17 protein-coding genes and 1 pseudogene are annotated in these 20,071 nt (G+C 62.0%); 1 reads left to right on the top strand and 17 read right to left on the bottom strand.

Annotation, left to right across the window (positions count from 1 at the left end; genetic code table 11):
* Positions 1-6: 6 nt before the first annotated feature.
* From bioD to PV761_RS21435, 16 genes and pseudogenes are all read right to left on the bottom strand, one after another.
* Complete coding sequence (bioD, locus tag PV761_RS21510; RefSeq protein ID WP_347899638.1) at positions 7-684, bottom strand: dethiobiotin synthase; 678 nt, start codon at positions 682-684, stop codon at positions 7-9.
* A complete protein-coding gene (locus PV761_RS21505) occupies positions 681-1,862 on the bottom strand; it encodes an 8-amino-7-oxononanoate synthase (protein ID WP_347899637.1) in 1,182 nt (393 codons plus the stop codon). Before PV761_RS21505 ends, bioD begins: the two co-directional genes overlap by 4 nt.
* Positions 1,859-3,214, bottom strand: coding sequence for an adenosylmethionine--8-amino-7-oxononanoate transaminase (locus PV761_RS21500; protein WP_347899636.1), 1,356 nt, complete (start codon positions 3,212-3,214; stop codon positions 1,859-1,861). Before PV761_RS21500 ends, PV761_RS21505 begins: the two co-directional genes overlap by 4 nt.
* A 226-nt stretch (positions 3,215-3,440) precedes the next feature.
* A complete protein-coding gene (gene bioB / locus PV761_RS21495) occupies positions 3,441-4,475 on the bottom strand; it encodes a biotin synthase BioB (RefSeq protein WP_347899635.1) in 1,035 nt (344 codons plus the stop codon).
* 283 nt (positions 4,476-4,758) lie between these two features.
* Positions 4,759-5,700 carry a cytochrome b/b6 domain-containing protein gene (locus tag PV761_RS21490; RefSeq protein WP_347899634.1) on the bottom strand — a complete coding sequence of 314 codons (942 nt, stop codon included), beginning with the start codon at positions 5,698-5,700 and terminating at the stop codon, positions 4,759-4,761.
* Between the two features lie 11 nt (positions 5,701-5,711).
* Positions 5,712-6,683 (bottom strand): electron transfer flavoprotein subunit alpha/FixB family protein, encoded by a 972-nt coding sequence (locus tag PV761_RS21485; RefSeq protein WP_347899633.1) that lies wholly within the window; start codon positions 6,681-6,683, stop codon positions 5,712-5,714.
* Between the two features lie 23 nt (positions 6,684-6,706).
* A complete protein-coding gene (locus PV761_RS21480) occupies positions 6,707-7,477 on the bottom strand; it encodes an electron transfer flavoprotein subunit beta/FixA family protein (protein ID WP_347899632.1) in 771 nt (256 codons plus the stop codon).
* Positions 7,478-7,740: 263 nt separating this feature from the next.
* Entirely contained in the window at positions 7,741-9,366 is a 1,626-nt protein-coding gene (locus PV761_RS21475) for a class I adenylate-forming enzyme family protein (RefSeq protein ID WP_347899631.1), read from the bottom strand.
* A gap of 11 nt (positions 9,367-9,377) precedes the next feature.
* Complete coding sequence (locus PV761_RS21470; RefSeq protein ID WP_347899630.1) at positions 9,378-10,037, bottom strand: 3-oxoacid CoA-transferase subunit B; 660 nt, start codon at positions 10,035-10,037, stop codon at positions 9,378-9,380.
* Positions 10,034-10,726 carry a 3-oxoacid CoA-transferase subunit A gene (locus PV761_RS21465; RefSeq protein WP_347899629.1) on the bottom strand — a complete coding sequence of 231 codons (693 nt, stop codon included), beginning with the start codon at positions 10,724-10,726 and terminating at the stop codon, positions 10,034-10,036. The genes PV761_RS21470 and PV761_RS21465 overlap by 4 nt, the downstream gene beginning before the upstream one ends.
* A gap of 33 nt (positions 10,727-10,759) precedes the next feature.
* Positions 10,760-11,686 carry a cyclase family protein gene (locus tag PV761_RS21460; protein ID WP_347899628.1) on the bottom strand — a complete coding sequence of 309 codons (927 nt, stop codon included), beginning with the start codon at positions 11,684-11,686 and terminating at the stop codon, positions 10,760-10,762.
* A complete protein-coding gene (locus PV761_RS21455) occupies positions 11,683-12,522 on the bottom strand; it encodes an enoyl-CoA hydratase-related protein (protein WP_347899627.1) in 840 nt (279 codons plus the stop codon). Before PV761_RS21455 ends, PV761_RS21460 begins: the two co-directional genes overlap by 4 nt.
* A 4-nt stretch (positions 12,523-12,526) precedes the next feature.
* Positions 12,527-13,984: a hypothetical protein gene (locus PV761_RS21450; protein WP_347899626.1), complete on the bottom strand. Its 1,458-nt coding sequence runs from the start codon at positions 13,982-13,984 to the stop codon at positions 12,527-12,529.
* Between the two features lie 62 nt (positions 13,985-14,046).
* Positions 14,047-15,426, bottom strand: a complete 1,380-nt coding sequence (locus PV761_RS21445) for a biotin carboxylase N-terminal domain-containing protein (RefSeq protein ID WP_347899625.1) — start codon at positions 15,424-15,426, stop codon at positions 14,047-14,049.
* A gap of 4 nt (positions 15,427-15,430) precedes the next feature.
* Positions 15,431-15,964, bottom strand: a complete 534-nt coding sequence (locus tag PV761_RS21440) for a biotin/lipoyl-containing protein (RefSeq protein ID WP_347899624.1) — start codon at positions 15,962-15,964, stop codon at positions 15,431-15,433.
* A 635-nt stretch (positions 15,965-16,599) separates the two neighbouring features.
* Positions 16,600-17,867: pseudogene (locus PV761_RS21435) on the bottom strand (IS110 family transposase).
* A gap of 392 nt (positions 17,868-18,259) precedes the next feature.
* Here PV761_RS21435 and PV761_RS21430 point away from each other — a divergent pair.
* A complete protein-coding gene (locus tag PV761_RS21430; protein ID WP_347899623.1) occupies positions 18,260-19,339 on the top strand; it encodes an IS110 family transposase in 1,080 nt (359 codons plus the stop codon).
* 567 nt (positions 19,340-19,906) lie between these two features.
* Here PV761_RS21430 and PV761_RS21425 read toward each other — a convergent pair.
* Positions 19,907-20,071, bottom strand: a 165-nt coding sequence (locus PV761_RS21425) for a 3-hydroxyacyl-CoA dehydrogenase family protein (RefSeq protein WP_347898790.1), incomplete at its 5' end; no start/stop codon positions are given.

Here is a 20,071-nt window from a genome sequence, read left to right as displayed (position 1 = left end):
CCGGGTTCATGCGGGCAAACCGTTGAGCCAGGCAGCGGCTTCGGCTCGGAAATCTGCCTGGGACAGTTCCGAGGCCTGCTCGGGAAGCGCCCCCAGGAACGGCACCTGAAGCGTTCCGAGCACTTGCCGGTTGCTGTGGTGCACGAAGCCGGGATCGCCCGGCCAGCTGCCGAGTACGACGCCGAGAACATTAAGGTCCCGTGCGGCCAATGCTTCGAGGGTCAGGGCGGTGTGGTTCAAGGTGCCGAGGGCCGGCCGGGCGACGACCACAAATGCTGCCGCCAGGAGTGACCCGAGGTCTGCAAGGGTGCCGCCGCCGGAATCCAGTTCCACGAGCAGACCGCCTGCACCCTCAACCAGGACGTGGTCGTGGGACGCAGCCAGCTCGCGGACCCGGACTGCATGCGCAGAAACCTGGGGAAGCGGCGTTCCGTCTACGGCGGCTGCGGCGACGGGCGCCAGCGGCTCCTGGAGGACGACGCCGGTTTCTGCTGTCACGGGGCCGGCGAGTCGGACAATTTCTGCCGTGTCGGAGTCGCCGGCGGCGGCGCCTGACTGGCAGGGTTTGTACACCGCGACGCTGCGCCCTGTTCCGTGGAGGACGGCGGCGAGGGCCGCCGTCGTGATGGTCTTCCCGACTCCGGTGTCTGTTCCGGTGACCAGGATGATGGCGGGCAGGTTCATGGAAGTTCCTCCAGAATGCTGCGCAGCACTGCGCAGCTGTCTTCGATTTCCTCGGGTGTAAGGGTGGCGCGGGCAGTGAGCCGCAGCCGAGAGATGCCATCGGGGACGGACGGCGGGCGGAAGCAGCCGATCCGGACGCCGGCGGTGCGCGCGGCCGCGGCGGCTGCCAGGGCTGACTCGGCCGAGGGCATGGCGATGGACTGGACGGCCCCCGCTGTTTGCTCGACGGACAGGTCAACGGTGGTGCCGCCGGCTGCGAGAACCGCGGTGAGTCCGTCTGCCAGCGCCGCAGCGTTGCTGTGGACTGATCCGGCCCGCCATGGCTCGTCCCGGATGATCCGTACGGCAGCGAGGGCCGCTGCGGCGGATGCGGGTGCCAGGCCGGTGTCGAAGATGAAGCTCCGGGCGCGGTTGATGAGGTGTTCCCGGAGCAGCGGGGATCCCAGGATTGCTCCGCCCTGGCTGCCCAGGGCCTTGGAAAGCGTCGCGGTGACGATTACGTTGGGGTGTCCGGCGAGGGCTGTCCCGGCCACCGAGCCGCGGCCCTGGAAGGTGCCGGTGCCGGTGACTCCGAGGCTGTGGGCCTCGTCGATGAGGAGCATCGCGTCGTACTCCTCGGCCAAAGCCAGCAGGGCAGGCAGCGGGGCTTCGTCGCCCAGGACGCTGTAGAGGGATTCGACGGCGATGAGGGCGCGCGGCTCCCGCCGGTCGGCCAGTAGCCGGCCGGCTTCCGCCACGCTGTTGTGGGTGAAGGATTCGGTGCGGGAGCGGCTGAGCCGGAATCCGTCGATCATCGAGGCGTGGCAGTGCTCGTCGGCGACGATCAGGGTCCCGGGGCCGCCTAGCGCCGTGATCACGCCGATGTTGGCCAGGTAGCCGGAGGAGAACACCAGCGCCGTTTCCATCCCGGCCAGCGTGGCCAGTTCCTGTTCGAGGTCGAGGTGCAGCCGGGTGGTTCCGGCGACCAAGCGCGAGGACGTTGCGCCCGCGCCCCATAGCGACGCGGCCGCAGCAGCCGCCTGGGCGACACGCGGGTCCGCCGCGAGGCCCAGGTAGTCGTTGCTGGCCAGGTCGATGAACTGTTCGTCCGCGGCGCGGGGGAGCGGGTGGCGGACCAGGCCCCGGCGGTCCCGGACTGCGGCCTGCCGCTGGAGCCACTGGGTCATCGAGGCGCTCATGCCGCTTCTCCGGACCGGGCCGGAACGCGCCCGTGGACTTCCGCGACGGCGGCCGTCATGCCGGCGGTGATCTGTTCAATGTCCGCCGCAGTGCTTGTGTACGGGGGCATGGTGTAGACGAGGTTCCGGAACGGCCGGACCCAGACCCCGTGGCGGATGGCCGCCGCGGTCACCGCAGTGACGTCGACGGCGTCGTGCAGTTCGATGACTCCGACGGCGCCGATGGTGCGGACATCCCGGACGGCCTCAACGTCCAGGGCGGGGGCGAGCCCTGTTTCGAGGCCGGCGCCGATCCGGGCAACGTCGGCCCGCCACTTGCCGTCGTCGAGGATACCGAGGCTGGCGTTGGCCACCGCACACGCCAGCGGGTTGCCCATAAAGGTGGGGCCGTGCAGCAGCGCCCCGGCTTTGCCGTTGGAAACCGTCGACGCAACGTCTGCCGTGCAGAGCATGGCGGCGAGGGTCAGATATCCGCCGGTCAGGGCCTTGCCCACACACATGATGTCCGGTACGACGCCGGCATGGTCGGCTGCGAACAGCTCGCCGGTACGGCCAAATCCGGTTGCGATCTCATCGAAGATGAGCAGCAGCCCGTGCCGGTCCGCCAGTTGCCGCAGCGCCGTCAGGCATTCGGCCGGGTAGATGTGCATGCCGCCCGCACCCTGGAGGACCGGCTCGACGATGATCGCAGCCAGCTCTCCGGAATGCGCTGCCGCGATGTCCGCGAGGTCGGCTGCCCACTCCTGCACGGTTTCCGGGGTTGCTGACGCTGCCGCCGGGGGACGGGGCGCAAAGACGTTGTCGGCCAGCAGGCCCGGGAAGGCGGTGTGCATGCCGTCCACGGGATCGCAGACTCCCATCGCAGCGAACGTGTCTCCGTGGTATCCGCCGCGGATGCTCAGGAACCGCTGCCTCCGGGGGTGGCCGGACGCGGTCTGGAACTGCACCGCCAGCTTCAGCGCCACCTCCACGGCCACCGAACCCGAGTCCGCGAGGAACACCCGCTCCAACCCGGGTTGTCCCGGTGCGGAAGGGGCCATGTCCACCAGCCTCTCGGCGAGTTCCACCGCAGGGGCGTGCGTGAGGCCGCCGAACATCACATGGCTGAAACTCTCGAGCTGCCGCTTGGCAGCGGCGTCCAGCACCGGGTTGCGGTAGCCGTGGATCGCCGCCCACCACGAGGACATCGCATCTATGACATCATGGCGTGAGCCGTCCTCACCTCGGAGCCGCAGCCGCACGCCGCTGGCCGCCTCAACCTCCCACAGCGGAAGGTCCGGGGACGCCGGCGCGTACGGGTGCCATAACCGTGCGCGGTCCCGCTCGATCAGGCCTATGGCCATGCCCGTCATAGTGCAAGCACCCTGTGCCGGGAACATTCCGCCGACCAGCCCAGCGGGGTGACCTGGACCTTCATGCGGCGCCGGCAGGCTGCGCAGTAGCGCGGCGGTTCCAGTGTGAGCCGCTCACCGCAGCGGAGGTGAACGTCCGACGTCGGGCTGGCGCCGCCGTCGGACGGCTCGCCGCAGTGCCCGCAAAACTGCGGGTCATCGCTGGTTGCGCTGGTGGAAACCCCGTTCATAGTGTCTTCTGGAGTTCCTTGATGGGCATGTTCAGCTCCACGAGGAGGTTGAGGTCGGCGGTGGCGGGGCGGCCGAGGGTGGTGAGGTAGTTGCCGACGATGACGGCGTTGATGCCGCCGAGGAGGCCTTCGCGGGTGCCGAGGTCGCCGAGGGTCAGTTCCCGGCCGCCGGCGTAGCGCAGTACGGTGCGGGGCATGGCGAGGCGGAACGCGGCGATCGCGCGGAGGGCGTCCTTGCCGTCCATGATGCCCTGGTTTTCCAGGGGGGTGCCGGGGCGGGGGTTGAGGAAGTTCAGCGGGACTTCGTGGGGTTCGAGGGCTGCAAGCTGGGCGGCGAGTTCGGCACGCTGTTCCAGGGTTTCGCCCATGCCAATCAGGGCGCCGCAGCACAGTTCCATGCCGGCGGCCTTGACCATGTTGCAGGTCTCGAGGCGTTCTTCGTAGCTGTGGGTGGTGACAACTTCGGGGAAGTAGCTGCGGGCGGTTTCGAGGTTGTGGTTGTAGCGGTGCACGCCCCACTCTTTGAGCTGGTCCACTTGGCGCTGGGTGAGCATGCCCAGGGAGCAGGCGATGTTGATGTCCACGGCTTCGTTAATGCGGTCGATCGCGAACTTGATCTGGTTCATGAGTTTGATGTCGGGGCCGCGGACGGCGGCGACGATGCAGAACTCGGTGGCCCCGGTCGCGGCGGTTTCCTTGGCGGCTTTGACGAGTTCGGGGATGTCCAGCCAGACGCCACGGACGGGGGAGTCGAAGAGGCCGGACTGGCTGCAGAAGTGGCAGTCCTCGGGGCAGCCGCCGGTCTTGATCGAGATGATGCCCTCCACTTCGACGTCCTCGCCGCAGTGTTTCAGCCGGACTTCGTGGGCCAGCTGGAGGGCCGCGGGAAGGGCGGCGTCCGGGAGGCGGAGGATCTCTTCGAGCTGCGGCTGGGTCAGGCCGATGCCGTCTTCGAGGACCTGCCGGCGGGCGGTTTCAAGGATTTTCGCGCTTGTTTCGTCGATGGTTGGAACGGCTGCCTGAATCGTCATTGAGGGGTCCTTTTCGCGTTCGCTGGATGCGGATCTTCCACAACCAAAAGTTAGTTCTATGTTGCGGACAAAATTTTGTACTGTGTCTACAATTTGCTGGACCGGACGTTGGCTGAGGTCCAACGTTGGTGTCGAGGCGACCACTTCGCTGTACTGACCTCGCCCGGGAACCAATAGCCTTGGACGTGGCACAGTCGGTCGGTCGCCTTCTGGCACACGAGCGATCTCGATAGAGCGGCGCCGAGCGTGCCGGGCAACTAATGGCAAACGACACCACGACTTCCTACCTGGTCACGGAACCCGTCAGGGCCGCGACCGGGCGGAGAAACACCGGTCTGGCAAACAGCCACAGTGCGATCATTACTGCCACTGACGCCGCGAAGATCCAAAAGCCGTCCCACGACTCGCCGTCCCGAGACCCATACATGTGGTTCAGGTTCCTCAAAAGTCCCGTTGATGCGACCAGCGTCACGTGGACGATGATGAATCCGGCGAAGTACAACATGACGGGGAAATGTATGGCGCGGGCCACTTCAATGGGGTAGACCATATTGAGCTTGGCAGTACTTTTCGGCCAAGCTCCCGACATGCGGAGGCCTGTGATGATGGCCAGGGGCGCCGCGATAAAGACCGTCAGAAAGTAGGCCAACACTTGAAGGCTGTTGTAGTTGACCCAGCCGTTCTCGGTCGGCCACTGAAGAGATGCGTACTGGAGTGCCGCAGATAACGCGTTCGGAAGTACTTCCCAATGTGTGGGAACAATCCGCATCCACTGACCCGTGGCGAATATCAGAACGAAGAACACCAAGCCGTTCAAAACCCAGAGGAAGTCCATGGTGAGGTGGAGCCAAAGATCCAGACTGATCTTCGCAGGCCGCCCCTTCGTCCTTATCGGACCAGAATTGTTGCGAGTCCAGTAGGCGGCCGGGCGTTGAACTGTACGCACCTGGATTCCGGTACGGATAATCAGCATGATGAACAAGGCATTCAGGAAATGCTGCCATGCCAGCCACGACGGAAGACCTACCGGAGCATTCGCAGGCAGCTGGGTTTCGCCAGGGAACTCTATGATGAAGGACTGCACGTCCGGCAGCGTTCGGAGCAGCTTGGCTGCCAATACAACAATGGCCAAGAGTAGGATACCGCCCGGAACGGCCCACGCCAGAGTGCGCCACTTTGACCCATTCGGGGCAGTCAGAGATGCAAGCCTAGTGAGAGTTTTCATACCCGCCCTCTTCAACTTCGGTGCGAACTAATAGCCCGGATCAATTGGGGGACGACGGTAAACACGTCTCCAACCACCCCGAAGTCGGCGATATCGAAGATTGGAGCGTCCTCGTCTTTGTTGATGGCAATGATAGTTTTCGACGTCTGCATACCAGCCCGGTGTTGTATCGCTCCGGAAATTCCGAGTGCGACATATACTTGCGGCGAGACTGTCACGCCCGTCTGCCCCACCTGCAGGGACTGAGGCCGGAACCCCGCGTCCACGGCCGCGCGGGATGCGCCGACAGCTCCCCCGAGTGCGTCGGCCAGTTCATCTACCAGGCTGAATCCCTCTTTGGAACCCAAACCCCGCCCGCCGGACACCACGATGTCCGCCGCACGCAGTGGAGGTCGGTCACCGCTCGCGAGTGCATACTCGATGCCTGTTATCCCGGCAAAAACCCCAGGACCGCCCTGCCTGGACGCCATAGTGGCAACAGGAGTCGTCTTCTGCGTATCGGATGGCAGCGCACCCACGCGGATCGTCACCAACGCAGGGCCCTCGTCGACTGTCGCTTCAACATCATAGGAACCGCCAAAAACGGAATGTTTCACAACAATGCGATCGCCGTCATCTCGGACATCCACTGCATCGACCAACAATCCCGCACCGAGACGAACTGCGGACCTGGCCAATGCCTCGCGACTGTCGTTTGTATTGGCAGCCAGCACCGCCATCGGCTCGAATCGCTGCGCAGCCTCCACTACCGCCTCAACCTGAGGTGTGACTAAAGCTGTGCCCACGGATGGATCCGCAAACGCAAAGACCTCTTCCGCGCCGACTTCGCCAAGCTGCGAGATTAGGGAATCAACGTCACCCGGGAGTGCCGCTATCACCGCAATCGGTGATCCCAGCCGCGCCGCGGCGGTCAGCAGCATCGAAGCGCTGTCGTGAATCCTACCTTCGTAGGAAACTTCAATTGACACCAAGATATTCTTCATTTCCTGCTCCATCTCAGATCTGCTTATATCAAGCGGCCAGCGGCCAAAAATGCTGCAATCTTGTCGCCAGCATCGCCCTCGTCAAAAATCTTCGTTCCGCCGACACGGGCCGGCCGTTCGGAGACGGCATGAACAAGGGTCAGACTTGCCGTGGGAAGTTCCGACCCCAATTCGGCTGCGGACACCTCCATCAGCGGCTTTCTCTTGGCGCCAAGAATTCCTTTAAATCCGGGGAATCTGGCCTCGGGCATGCGCTCCGTGACCGATACCACGGCGGGGAGCGCGGCCTCCACCGCCACGGTGCATCCGTCGCCGCTACGCTGACCCGAGACCGCACTGTCTCCGATCTCCACGGAATTGAGGAACGTAAGATGCGGTATGCCTAAGCGCTCGGCGATCATGGCTGGTACGACCCCGCCGCGACCATCGGTGGACTCGTTTCCCGCAATCACCAGATCGTAGCCCTCCCGGCGTAGTGCAGCGGACAGGATGGCCCCGGTCATCTGGGCATCTGCGCCAGCAAATGTGCCATCGAACACGTGGACGGCAGAGGACGCCCCCATAGCAAGCGCTTTACGAAGTGCCTTCGTGGCAGTGGCGGGCCCCATAGACATGGCGACGACCTCTGTGTTCTTACTCGTGTCCTTGAAATCGAGGGCTGCCTCCAAAGCCCTTTCGTCGATTTCATCGATCACTGCGTCACTAGCCCCGCGGTCTACTCGGCCGCTAGTGGCATCTAACTTCCGTTCGCCATAGGTATCCGGCACTTCTTTTATGAGTACAACAATCTTCACCGATTCACTCCTTCGACTATTCGTCCTAGGCCCTTCCGTGCCCCGGAAGTTCAATCCAGTACAGCACGAGAGTCACCGTAAATCAACCATACGTTTGATTGATAATGACTTACGCGGGCCTAGGCAAATCGTTCGGTGGCGCGTCGAGATGCAGCCCGGGCTGAGTATTAAGTGTCCGAGCGGCCTTCGGCTGATGGTTAAGTGGGCTAAGGGGCGAGCCGGTCGCTATCGCGCACCGTATAGGGGGAGCTCCGACACCACTGTCAGCCGTCACTCTCAGGGCACCGCGTGTAGGGCGCCATCGAAGCCATAGTCTCCTGAATGGCTCGATAAATCAGCTTGCGTCGCACGATCTTTCCTCCGGCGTTCCGTGGCATTTCGTCCAAGACGCGAATCCACAGGGGCCGTTTGTAGCCCGCGAGCTCTCGCGAGCAATGGTCTAGCATGTCCTGTTCGGGTGGGTGCCCCGCTCCGACAATGTAGGCAACGGGGGACTGTCCCCATTTGGCATGGGGCAGCGGAACGACCACGGCCTCCTGGACCCCCGGCAGGCTTCGGAGCACCTGCTCCACCTCATTGGGGTATATGTTCATACCACCGCTATTGATCATGTCTGTCCGTCTATCGAGGATTCGGACAAAGCCGTCCCTGTCGATGGTCCCCATGTCTCCAGTTAGGTACCATCCGCCCTGGAATGAGGCATTCGTTGCTTCCTCAAGTCCCCAATAGCCGATGGCCAACGAACGGGAGGCTGCCACGAGATGCCCTATGGTCTTTCCGTCGTGCGGCAGCCGTGACCCGCTCTCATCGATGAGCTTGATTTCAGTGTCAGGCACCGGCCGGCCGACAGTTTCGGAGACGGCTGAAATGTTGGATACCACGTCTTGGGCCGTGGTGGCCGTCAGGAGTCCTCCAGAGTTCTCCGTCATGCCCCAACCCTCGATGACACGCTCACCGAGCGAACGGCATAGTTCCCGCAAGTGCTCCCTCGGAGCCTTCGAGGCCGAATGGAGGACCGACACCAGAGACTGCACGCGTTCGGGGGCCCTGTTTACTTCGTTAGCGAATTCGATGATGACCGGGCTCGGGAGAATCAAGAAGTTCGCGGCGTGGTCTTCGACGGCTTCAATGACGCGCCCCGTATCCCACACCGGCAGCATGACCGTCGTGCCACCGACGTAAATGTGCGGAAGGATGTGAGCGGGTACCGTCGAGGAGAAAGAGATCGATAGACCGAATACCTGAATGCTTCCAAGGGCGTAACGGCAAGCGAGTGCGTTCGTCTGCCCAAGGTTCCTGACACTTTCATGGGTCAGCATTGCGCCCTTGGGTGTTCCACTGGTCCCGCTCGTGTACCCCAGAATAAACAAGTCGGATCCCCCTGCGTCGATCCGGCTGTGCGGTTCGGCGCCATTGATCATCGCCGTAAAGCTCTCGCCCTCGAAGCTGTCAACCTCGTCAAGGCAAACGAGACAGCTGACGTCCGACCCGGTCAGCGCCGTCTGGACATGGGCACCATAGGATTTGGAGTAGAACAGTGCACGCGCGCCGGAATCGGCCAAAATGGCTGCCGCTTCACGTCCTTTGAATCTGGCGTTGACGGGCACGACCACGAAGCCTGCCTGGGCACAAGCCAGATACACCTCCATATATTCGATCCGTGTGTCGGACCAGAGGGCCACCCTGTCCCTCTTTGCCAGCCCTCGGGCAATGAGGGCGTTCGCGAGGCGCGAGCTGCGATCGGCCAGTTCCCCATAGGTTCTGGTTTCGCCTCCGTGCATGGCGAGGGCTATCCGGTTCGGGTTTTGTCTGGCATGTAATTGCAGGCTATGAATAACGTTGTCCTCTTCCGGACGCCAACCCAACGTTGCTTTCGTCGTGTCCGACATTCCGGTCCTGATCACACGCTGGCAGTGGTGGGTGCACCGTCCAGCAGAGGTAGCCCGACCAGGGATTCCAGAGCGGCGAAGTCAAGGTCGGAATCGAGGATTTCTAACACCCGCGCTCGTCCGCCTCCGACCTGGAATATCGCCACATCTGTGTAAACGCGTTCGACGCACCGTTGCCCTGTTAAGGGGTATGCGCATGCCTCAACGAGCTTGCATTCACCAGTTTTGGTGAAGAGGTCCATGATGACGTAGACGTGTTTGGCCCCGACAGCAAGGTCCATGGCGCCTCCAACGCCAGGGATTGCCGTTGTGGAGTTCGTCCGCCAGTTGGCCAAATCCCCATCAACGGACACCTGGAAGGCCCCCATAACGCAGTAGTCGAGGTGACCGCCACGCATCATGGCGAAGGAATCCGCATGGTGGAAGTATGATGCGCCCGTCTCTTCAGTGACGTACACCTTGCCTGCATTAATCAGATCGAGGTCAACCTCCGCAGGGCCGGCTGCGGGCCCCATCCCAAGCATGCCGTTCTCGGTTTGCAGGATGATTTCTTTGTCCTCCGGGAGGAAATCCGCGACAAGAGTTGGCACGCCGATGCCCAAGTTGACGTAGGCCCCGTCAGGGATGTCCAATGCCACTCTTTTGGCGATTTCCTGACGATTTAGCCTCATTTCGCAAGCCTCTTTTCGTTGTCAAGTACAGATGTGGCGATGAACCGGTCGATGTAGATGCCTGGAGTCACGATTGATTCCGGGTCCAGGCCGCCCAGCGGCACAACGTTTTCCACTTCAGCAATCGTGGTTTCGGCGGCGGTGGCCATGATGGGCCCGAAGTTCCTGGCCGTCTTTCGATAGACAAGATTTCCCCATCGGTCGGCTGCATGAGCCTTGATGAGCGCGAAGTCCGCCTTCAATGCCGTCTCCAGTACGTAAAGGAAACCATCAAATTCTTTGGTTTCCTTTCCCTCGGCCAGCTCGGTGCCGACGGCAGTCCTGGTGTAGAAACCAGCGATCCCTGCACCAGCTGCGCGGATCCGTTCAGCCAAACTTCCCTGGGGAACCAACTCAAGCTCGATCTTGCCCGCCAGATACAACTCGTCGAACACGGTCGAGCCGATCGCCTTAGGGAAGGAGCAAACAACCTTTCGCACACGGTCCAGCTGGAAGAGCCGGGCGATCGCATCCCCACCGGCGCAGGCGTTGTTGTTGATGACGGTCAGATCGCGCGACCCGACTTCGATGAGGGCATCAATCAGGTGGGTGGGTTGTCCGGGAGGCCCAAACCCACCTATAAGAAGGGTGGAGCCATCCTTGATATCAGCGACAGCAGCAACTGCGTTGTCGAACTCCTTATTAATCATTCTCGTTCCTTCATAATCGTGGTGTCGGCCGTCTCAGAGGATCGCCATGGCATTAGCCGGCGAACTGACTGCCCCTGGGAGATTCAGTGGTACAGCGACAAACTGAAATTCCCATTTTTCCTGCGCCCGGCACTGCTCACCCAGCATTTTGAGATCCAGAAGCTCCATCAGGGACATGCCCAGGGACGGCAGCAACCGCCTGTGCAAGGACCCGGCTTGTGGATCTCCCGGGCCATTTTCAACGGCGGGATTGTCGCTGCCGACCAGTGCAATTCGGGCATCCCAGAGGAACCGCGCGGTTGCTTCTCCGGCATGCAACCCGTCCCATCCAAGGGTGGCTTGACGATCGGCGGCATTCAGTGCCAGGTAGGCCTCCACCCAGCCGGTTCGGACTAGAAGAACATCACCGGCGCGGAGTTCCACTCCCGCCCACTGCGCAGTCTCGCGAAGCAGGGCGGGGGTGTAGCCAAAGCCAGAGAACGGGTCCGAAGCCCCGTCCCGTTCTGCTCTAAAGCGGGCAACATCTAGGAGCACGCCGCGCCCAACGATGCCGCTCGTTGCCCAGTGGTGCATTCCAAGCCTCTTACGAGCCTCGTCAAGGTCGGTAATGCCTCCGTAGTATCCGTACTCGCGGGCACGGACGTGGCCAAGTCCGTCCAGCTGCGAGGAGGCTTGCGGGTTGAAACGCCCGATCACATCTTCCGCTTCGTTGCGCGATGTCTCCACGACGGCGTGTTCAATCGGATCACGACCGAACAGGGGCGGATCGAAGGCATTCACCCCAAGGTTGAGTGGAACGGCCTTGCCGCTAACCACCAATGAGGCGCCGTCGAGAACCTGCTCGGTGTCGATAAATGCCAAGGTCCCTTTCTCCATCGGAAGGTGACCCCAGGAGTGGCGGATCTTCAGTTGTCCAAGCTCGGGCAGCTCGTCGTAGAGTGGGAGCTCCGACAGTCTCATTGGATTGCCTCGTCGAACTCAAGGGCCCCTGCGTTGAAGAGCCGGATGGCCTCCTTTAAGCCATGGGTCTTGATGAGATTCTGGATCTGAACCACTTCGGGAGTCAGATGCAGTAATGCGTCGGTCTCAGCACCCATCCGAGCGTAAGTCAGTAGGCCTTGGAGCTCTATCGTGCGGTTGATGGCTTCCTTCTTGACTTTGAGGAGGCTAGCCGGTGTTCGGGCTATCGACTGCGCAGTTTCGCGAACATGATTTTCGAATTCCTCGGCCGGAACCGACTCCGTAGCCCATCCCCAGGCCGCTGCCGTTTTGCCGCTGATCCGCCGTCCTGCATCGAAGGACATGAGCTTTGCCCGCTTTGGCCCAACAAGGTGGGACCACAAAGGCGAGATGTACCCGCCCCCCAACGGCAAGGCCGGGGAAGCCATTATCGTCGCGTCGTCGGTGACGATCGTGATGTCGCACATGGAGGCAAGCTGGGTTGCCCCGGCGACACAGACGCCGTGCACGGCCGCAATGACCGGTTGGGGATGCCGCCAAATCTTGGTCCACAAGTCGATGTTGTAAAGAAGATGATCTCGGTCCTCCACGGGCCCCCGTTCTGCCGTATAGCCGATCTCATCAGAATCAGCCGCGATGTCGTACCCCGCGCTGAAGGAGCGGCCTGCACCCTTGATCACTACGACACGGTTATTGGATGCGGCAAGTACGTCCAGAGCATGGGAGAATTCCGCCAGCAGGGCGCCGTTCATGGCGTTCAGGCGTTCGGGCCTGTTGAGCGTAATCCAAGCGATGTGCCCGACCCGCTCCAGAATGATGTTGCTGTATTCCTGCATGGCGTTACCGGCCCAGCTGCAGGCTGTATCCCGGTGTCGAGACCGCGAATGAGGTCGCGGTGCCCGGATCTGAAAGGAGGTCTTGGAGTGCATCCAGGATGCTGTCGGCGCTGCGGCGCCGATCCGTGCGTACAGGCCCCTTGGCGAGCATCGCATCCACCTCTTCGTTCGACATCATGAAACGCAGCAAGAGTTCCTCATCGGAAATGCCGGTCGTAAACTTTCCGCGTATCTCGGCGATCGAGGGATTCGGGCGCGTCCATGTCTCAAGCTGCTTGGCGCGCGGGCTAGAGAGAATGCGGTCCATCACATTCGGATTGATTTCTGCCGGAACCGGTCCGTAATGGCCGAGAGCATAATGGATTACCTCGTCCGGGAACATGCTGTAGGCCTCACCAGTAACAATGTTCAATACGGCTTGGATGCCCACAAATTGTGAGAACGGCGTGGCCATGATCGGGGAACCTAGGTCAACACGTACACGCGGGATCTCCGCCAGCACCTGAGGAAACTTGTCCTTCATGCCGTGACGGTCCAACTGGTTGATCAGTGTTCCGGTCATGCCCCCCGGTAGCTGGTGATCGTAGATCCTCGGATCGTACTCGGCCGGGATGCCGATCTGGTGGCCACCATCCTGAGCGATCTCCAGGAAGTGTTCCGCTACCGGGGCCAGTGTGGACGTATCAAGCCCATGGGAATTTCCCATGTGCTCCACTATTACCGCCATCATTTCAGTAGACGGCAGCGAGGCGCCGTTGGCTAACGTCCGGGACGCGGTGTGGATGCGTTGGAAGCCGTTCTCCATGGCGATGATGTAGTTGTGCTGAGCCAGACCAGTTGTGTTGTGGGCGTGGATTTCCAAAGGTAGGCTGCCCGTTGCGGCTCGAATGGCCGGAAAGAGAGTCCTAGCGCGTTCTGGCTTGAGGACGCCGGCAGCATCTTCGACGTACAGGGATTCGACTCCCTCCCAGCCGGCCATTTCACCTGCACGATTGGCGAAGTAGGCGTCGTCGTGGACCTCTGTCAGCCCGTACATGATGGCTGGAACTGGCTGGCCGCCGGCTTCTCGGACAACGTCAACCATGTGCTTCATGGTCGGCATATCGTAAAGGCAGTCGTAAAGCCAAAAGCTGGTTGATCCATGTTTGATCAGGGTTTGGATCCACAGATCCAGGATGGCCTGCGGAGTGTGAGCGAATCCCACGGCGCTGATCGTGCGAAGACCAGAGCGAAGCTCGTTGCCCGACAGCCCGCTAACTAGGAAGTCCAGTGTCCCCCACGGGTCGTCTGCATATTCGCGCAACAGAACAGTGAACATTCCTGCGCCTGTCAGGTCAACGGTTCGGTAGCCAGCCTTGGAGATGTAGGGAAGGGCGCCGGCGGCTTCGAAGGCGCGCATGCGCATGCCCCAAAGGCTTTGCTGCCCGTCTCGTAGCGTCTGGTCGACAAAGTCAATGTGCATGGTTTCTCCTTGCGAGTTCTTTGGTCATCCTTATGGATGTTTGAATGAAGGCTTGGTGCGGGCTATTCGATGCCTGCAAGGTCACCTGCTGCGTTCCAGCCGGGCAGGAAACGCTCTTCGAGCCATTTCGTTGTGATTGGTGCAGCTCGGAATTCCTCGTTGGCGAGGATGGCGCGGTGGAGCCCCATGGTGGTGCTGATGCCGCTGACTTTGAGTTTGGCCAGGGCCCTTAGCATTAGGTCGATGGCTTCCTCGCGGGTGTCGCCATGGACGATGACTTTGGCGATGAGCGAGTCGTAGTAGGGGACCACTTTGGCGCCCGGGAAGGCGAGGGTGTCAACGCGGATATTAGATCCGTTCGGTTCCACCCATTCGTGGATGGTTCCGGGAGTCGGCATAAAACCGTTGCGGGCATCTTCAGCGTTGATGCGGCACTCAATCGCGTAGCCGGATAGCTCTACGTCTTTTTGTTGGAAGGACAGCCTTTCCCCCCGAGCAATGCGTAGCTGCTCACGAACGATGTCGAGTCCGGAGATCATCTCTGTCACGGGATGCTCGACCTGGACACGGGCATTGAGTTCGAGGAATATGAAACGCTCTTTCTTTACGTCGACAAGGAATTCGACGGTCCCGGCCCCGACATATCCGAGGCCTTCAGCCAATTGCACGGCCGCGTCCCGGACCTGATTGACGAGGCTCGGTGGCAAGCCAACTGAAGGAGCCTCTTCAATGAGTTTCTGGTAGCGGCGTTGCGCCGAACAGTCGCGCTCTCCGAGGTGGCACACGGTTCCATGTGTGTCCGCCAGGATCTGAACTTCGATGTGTCGTGCATTCTCGATGTACGGCTCCATGTATAGGGTGCCGTCGCCGAACGCTCGCTCAGCCTCGGACTTGGCGCGCATGAAATGCTCCCTGAGGTCGTCAGGGCCCTGAATAATGGTCATGCCGCGGCCACCGCCTCCGGCCGATGCCTTGAGCAATAACGGATAGTTGGAGAGGTCCTCCGCTGCAACAATGGCAGCTTCGAGGTCGGTGAGACCCAGTGTTCCTTGGCCGGTCGGGATGCCAATGCTATCGGCCATCTGGCGCGCGCCCAGCTTCGATCCCGAGCGGCGCATGACTTCGGCTGGCGGACCGACGAAGGTGATGCCATATTCCTCGCACGCATCAACAAGTTCTGGGCGTTCGGATAGGAATCCGTAGCCCGGGTGGATGGCATCGCACCCTGTTGTGAGTGCAGCGGCGATGATCCGGTCGATTGACAGGTAACTTTCCCCCGCCGGAGCCGGGCCAATGACAACGATCCGGTCAGCGAGTTTCGCCGCCTTGGAATCTACATCGGCCGCCGAGACGGCCAGCACGCTCTGCACGCCCTCATCAAAGCAAGCGCGGATGAGTCTAACCGCGATTTCGCCTCGATTGGCGATTAGGACTTTATGCATCGCTCTATGCCTCGGCCTTGATGCTGACAAGCGGAGTTCCGAACTCGACGGCACCCGCGTTGTCTACATGTACGGCCGTGACGACACCATTGACGTCGGCCGAGACGTTGCTCATCAGTTTCATGATTTCAACAATGCCCAGGGTGTCTCCGACTTTGACCAGCTGACCGACTTCGACAAATGAGTCTGCTCCTGGTTCGGGAGCCCGCCAGAAGACCCCGACGCTGGGGGAGGTCACTACATGATCGCTGTCCGAGATGGGCACCGCTGACGAAACCTCCTCAACTTGGGTGGACGGGGAGTGCGATGGCTGGAGGGGCGGGTCAACGACCGGAAGTGGTGGCACCGCGTTGGGAGATGCATCGACCAGCATGGGGGACGCCACTTCAGTGGCGTTTCCTCCCAGAACGGACGGCAGGGGCTTGCCGTTACGGGCCAGTTCAATGCGCGTGTCGCCCACCGTGATGACAGCTTGGTCCCAGCTCGATGCTCGCAGAGATTCAACTATGGTCTTGATATCTGTCGGGGATAGAGACAACTCGGGCTCCTAATTTAGGTTCGTGAATAAGTCGGAAAAAATGAACGGCTATGTGGATCCGGCGATGGGACTTATGCGTCCTAGGGGCCGCCCAATCGTTGATCTCGCTGCGACCCGGGGGTGATGCGAGTCGAAACATGGGGACCCTGGGAGGTTAATTTGACCTCGTTCCTGCTTCAGTCCGGTATAGCGAAAACGGCCCAACGAACGGGTGCGTCCAAAGCTGACTCGGATGCGGGTGCTATGAGTATCATCCTTCTCCTTTCGCCGGGCCGAAGCGATCGCTGGAAATAGTCGGGGCTTCAAACGTCATCGTCGAGGAAGCACCCATTTTCGGATTCAAGTGCAATTTATCAACCAACCGGTTGGCAGGTTCAACTATAGTCTCAAACATCACACTTAGACAATAGGGTCCATTCGGGTCCGAGGGACGGGCCGGTCCGGACTGCCCCTGCAGAAGGCAGACTGCCGGGTGCGAGGTTCGTCGTTGGTTTGAATAGGGTGCTACTCATCTTTTGAGGGGTGATCCGCGGTGACTCATGTGCGGGTGAGTGCTCCCGGCATCGCCGCTGTGCCACACAACTCTCATCCTGCAGCGGATCAGCGAGAAGTCGGGGGTGCCTCTATGGTTTTCGTCAATCGGCTGAGGGTAGCCGGGGTTCGTAGAAGGTGCTGTCTCTGAGCATGGCATAGAGGGTGTCGCAGCGGCGGCGAGCGAGGGCGATGAGAGCCTGATTGTGGCGTTTGCCTTCGGCTCGTTTCCGGTCGTAGTAGGCCCTCGACAGTGGATCCTTCAGTGCGGGCGAAGGCGGCGAGAAACAGGGCTCTTTTGAGGATTTTGTTTGCTTTCCGGAGGGGTGGATCTCTGCGGATGGATGTCCCGGATCGCCACGTCACCGGGGCCAGGCCTGCGTAGGAAGCCAGGTGTCCTGCGGAGGCGAAGTCTTTGCCGACGATCTGGGTCAGGATTCGTGCTGCGGTCCTGACGCCGACCGCCGGGAGAGACGTCAGGACCGGGAAGACGGTGTGCCTCCACGAGGGCTTCGACCTCGGCGAAGACGGTGTCCCGCGATTCGCGGATATCGGCGAGCATCCCCGCCAGTTGGGCAGCACGATGGTCGCGGCGTTCGTTCCGACCACTTTCACTGCTTGCTGGTCCAGGGCGTCGATGATCTCGCCGGCAAGGCGTTCATCCATTCTGGGTGTGAGCTTTGTCAGCCGGTTCCCGATCCTGTCCGGTCGGCATGGCGGAGGGCTTCGGGGGTCGGCCAGGTCCGCAGCAGATCCAGCACGGTCAGGTGGTCCCGGCGCCGGCCTTGGACACGCTCCAGTGCCGGGTGGATCTGGGTCAGCAGGCCTGGGATCCGGTTCGATGTCGCGGTGGCCTGTTTGGCCGGGGCGTCGTCGAAGCCGCAGAGCATGGTCAGTTCGGCGAGTTGTTCGTCGGCGATCTGGATGGACGCAGTGTCTGGGGCATGGTCCGGGCCGCTTCGGCGATGATGAACGCGTCCCGGACGTCGGTTTTCGCTTCGCCGGGGTGTCGGTCCGCGATCCGGCGCATCGCCAGCCCGGGCAGGTATTCGACGGTGACACCGGCGTCCTGGGCGACCGCGACGGGGAGTGCACCGATCGTAGCTGGCTGGTCAACCACGAGCAGGATCCTGCCGTGCTTGTTCAAAGAGTCGAGGATTTCGCGGAGCTTGACCTCGTCGTTGGGCAGGGCCTTGTCGAAGAGCTTCTTCCCGGCCCGGCCCGGTCCGCGGCAACGGCGGCGTGGTGCTCGCCCTTGCCGACGTCCAGGCCGATGAAGACATCATGCTTTCGTGGTTTCCGTCCACCTGTACCTCTCAGTCGCAGCAGCTGATACCTGAGCTGGACTTTCACCGGTGACAGAGCCCGGCAACTACGTTACGCACGACGATCCCAAACTGTCCTGCCTCTATTAGCGGCCTCTCCGGCACCTACCGGACCCGGGTGACAACACCCCCCTGTGAGTCTTGATGTGGCTGGTCTGGGACTGGCTGGCAGGGTTGGTGCTGGACGCCTCTTCCGGGCTGTGACTCAACACCCCCTCGGCCCTTTCGTGGGCCTTGGATCCGAATTGTCCGGTCACGGAAACGGCGGCCAGTGCCTGCCCGGCCCACCTCGATGGCTTGATCAGAAGACTGCCCAGCCCCTTAGGACTGTGGCTCATCACAGGAATGCCTCGGAGTGACCTTCACCCGGGCCGGCGTCCGGGCCGCACCGCGCGGCCTGAAGCATCTGCCCGTTCGTGAGGAAGGAACCCCGACCGCGATGACCACAGTCGCATGCTCCCACCCGTTCATCATCGGCGTGGACACCCACGCCCGCACACATACCTATGCCGTTATCGCTGCCAGCGGCGAACATCTGGGCACCCAGGCCTTCCCGAATACGCACGCCGGTAGGAACCGTGCGATCGCCTGGGCCGCACGCCGCACGGGCGGCGACCTCGGTGCCTTGTGGGTCATCGAGGGCACCGGCAGCTACGGTGCCCTGCTCACGGGCACCGTCGGAAGGGCGGGGTACCGAGTCGTTGAAGCGCCCAGGGCCTACGCACCCGCCCGCAGGGGCGCCGGAAAATCCGATCCGCTGGACGCGGCCGCCATCGCTGCAGCAGCTCTTCCACTGGACGAGGCTCATCTGCGAATCCCGCGCCAGGACGATGGAATCCGTGCCGCCCTGCGCGTCCTGGTCGCCGCCAGAGAGCAGATGACGCTCGAGCGGACCGCTAAGGTCAATGCCCTTACCGCCCTACTGCGGGCCATCGACCTAGGAACCGACGCCCGCAAGCCCCTCACCGACACCCAGATCACCGAGATCTCGCACTGGCGCACCCGCGACGAAGAGCTGGCTCTCTCGACTGCGCGGGCCGAGGCCGTCCGGCTCGCCAAGCGCATCACCACGCTGGACACCGAGATTAAGGACAATCACACCCGCACAACGGAGCTCCTGGAGTCCAGCCCCGCCGCTCCGCTACTGGAGGAAACAGGAATCGGGACCGTGACCGCCGCCGTGGTCTACACAGCCTGGTCGCATCTAGGCCGGGTACGTTCCGAGGCCGCCTTCGCCGCTCCGGCCGGGGTCAACCCCATCCCAGCATCGTCGGGGAACACAGTCCGACACAGACTCAACAGAGGAGGCGACAGGCGCCTCAACAGTGCACTCCACATGGCCACCGTCGTCAGGATGGTCCACGACCCCGCCACTCGTGCCTATGCCGAACGCAAGAAGGCCGAAGGTAAGAATCCACGAGAGATCCGCCGCATTCTCAAGAGATATCTCGCCCGGCACCTCTATCGCGCCCTGAACGCGCTCCACACCGCCAACGACACGGTCCCGAGGACGGCTTGACAGATATAGAAGATTCGGATCATTGACGACCGAGGGCGGCAATCATGCCGGGGCCGGCAGGCCGGCACACCCTTATCCTGGAGGCGGAAAGGGCTACGAAAAAGGTAACGGGGGAGAGGCAGCTGCGGCGCTACACTACGGATAGGTGGCCCTTTAGCTGGTAGTCACTCAAACACTGAGGCGAGGCCCCTCCATGTGAAGCATCTCGGAGACTTGTCCGCATCGTACGTTTCCGCTGGCTTTGGTCATCAGGGTTGTGATCGGCTGTCGAATCCCGCGTTCGAACGAGCCCTCCTGCTGCCGCTCCTGCCAGGCGCTGCGGGGGGCGACGGGGCCGTGACAGTCCTGACGTCGCGTCCCGTACCTACCGCCGTGAGCGGGGCATTTCGGCTGGACATAACTCCGAGATCAAAACACCGTTTTGGCCCTGCTCGACAGGTTGGCCCCAAGCCGAATCCCGCGGTTCCGATAGTGTTACTAGAGCGATGTTGAACGCCAAGGCCTAGCTGACCGCGCCGTGTTCGACTTGGAAGGGAATCTATGGCCCGCCGACGGATCAGTACGTGTCTAGGCCGGCCAGTCGAAGAAGCCCTTGCCGGTCTTCCGTCCGAGTTCGCCGCGGGCCACTTTGTCGCGCAGGATCTGCGGCGGCGCGAAGCGCTCCCCCAGGGTCGACTGCAGGTATTCCGCGATGCCCAGCCGGACGTCCAGGCCCACGATGTCCGTGGTCCG

The organism is Arthrobacter sp. CC3 (assembly GCF_039907775.1).
In the GTDB taxonomy this organism is placed as follows: domain Bacteria; phylum Actinomycetota; class Actinomycetes; order Actinomycetales; family Micrococcaceae; genus Arthrobacter.
Note: the sequence above shows the minus strand (reverse complement) of the source record. Positions and strands in the feature narration are given on the sequence as shown.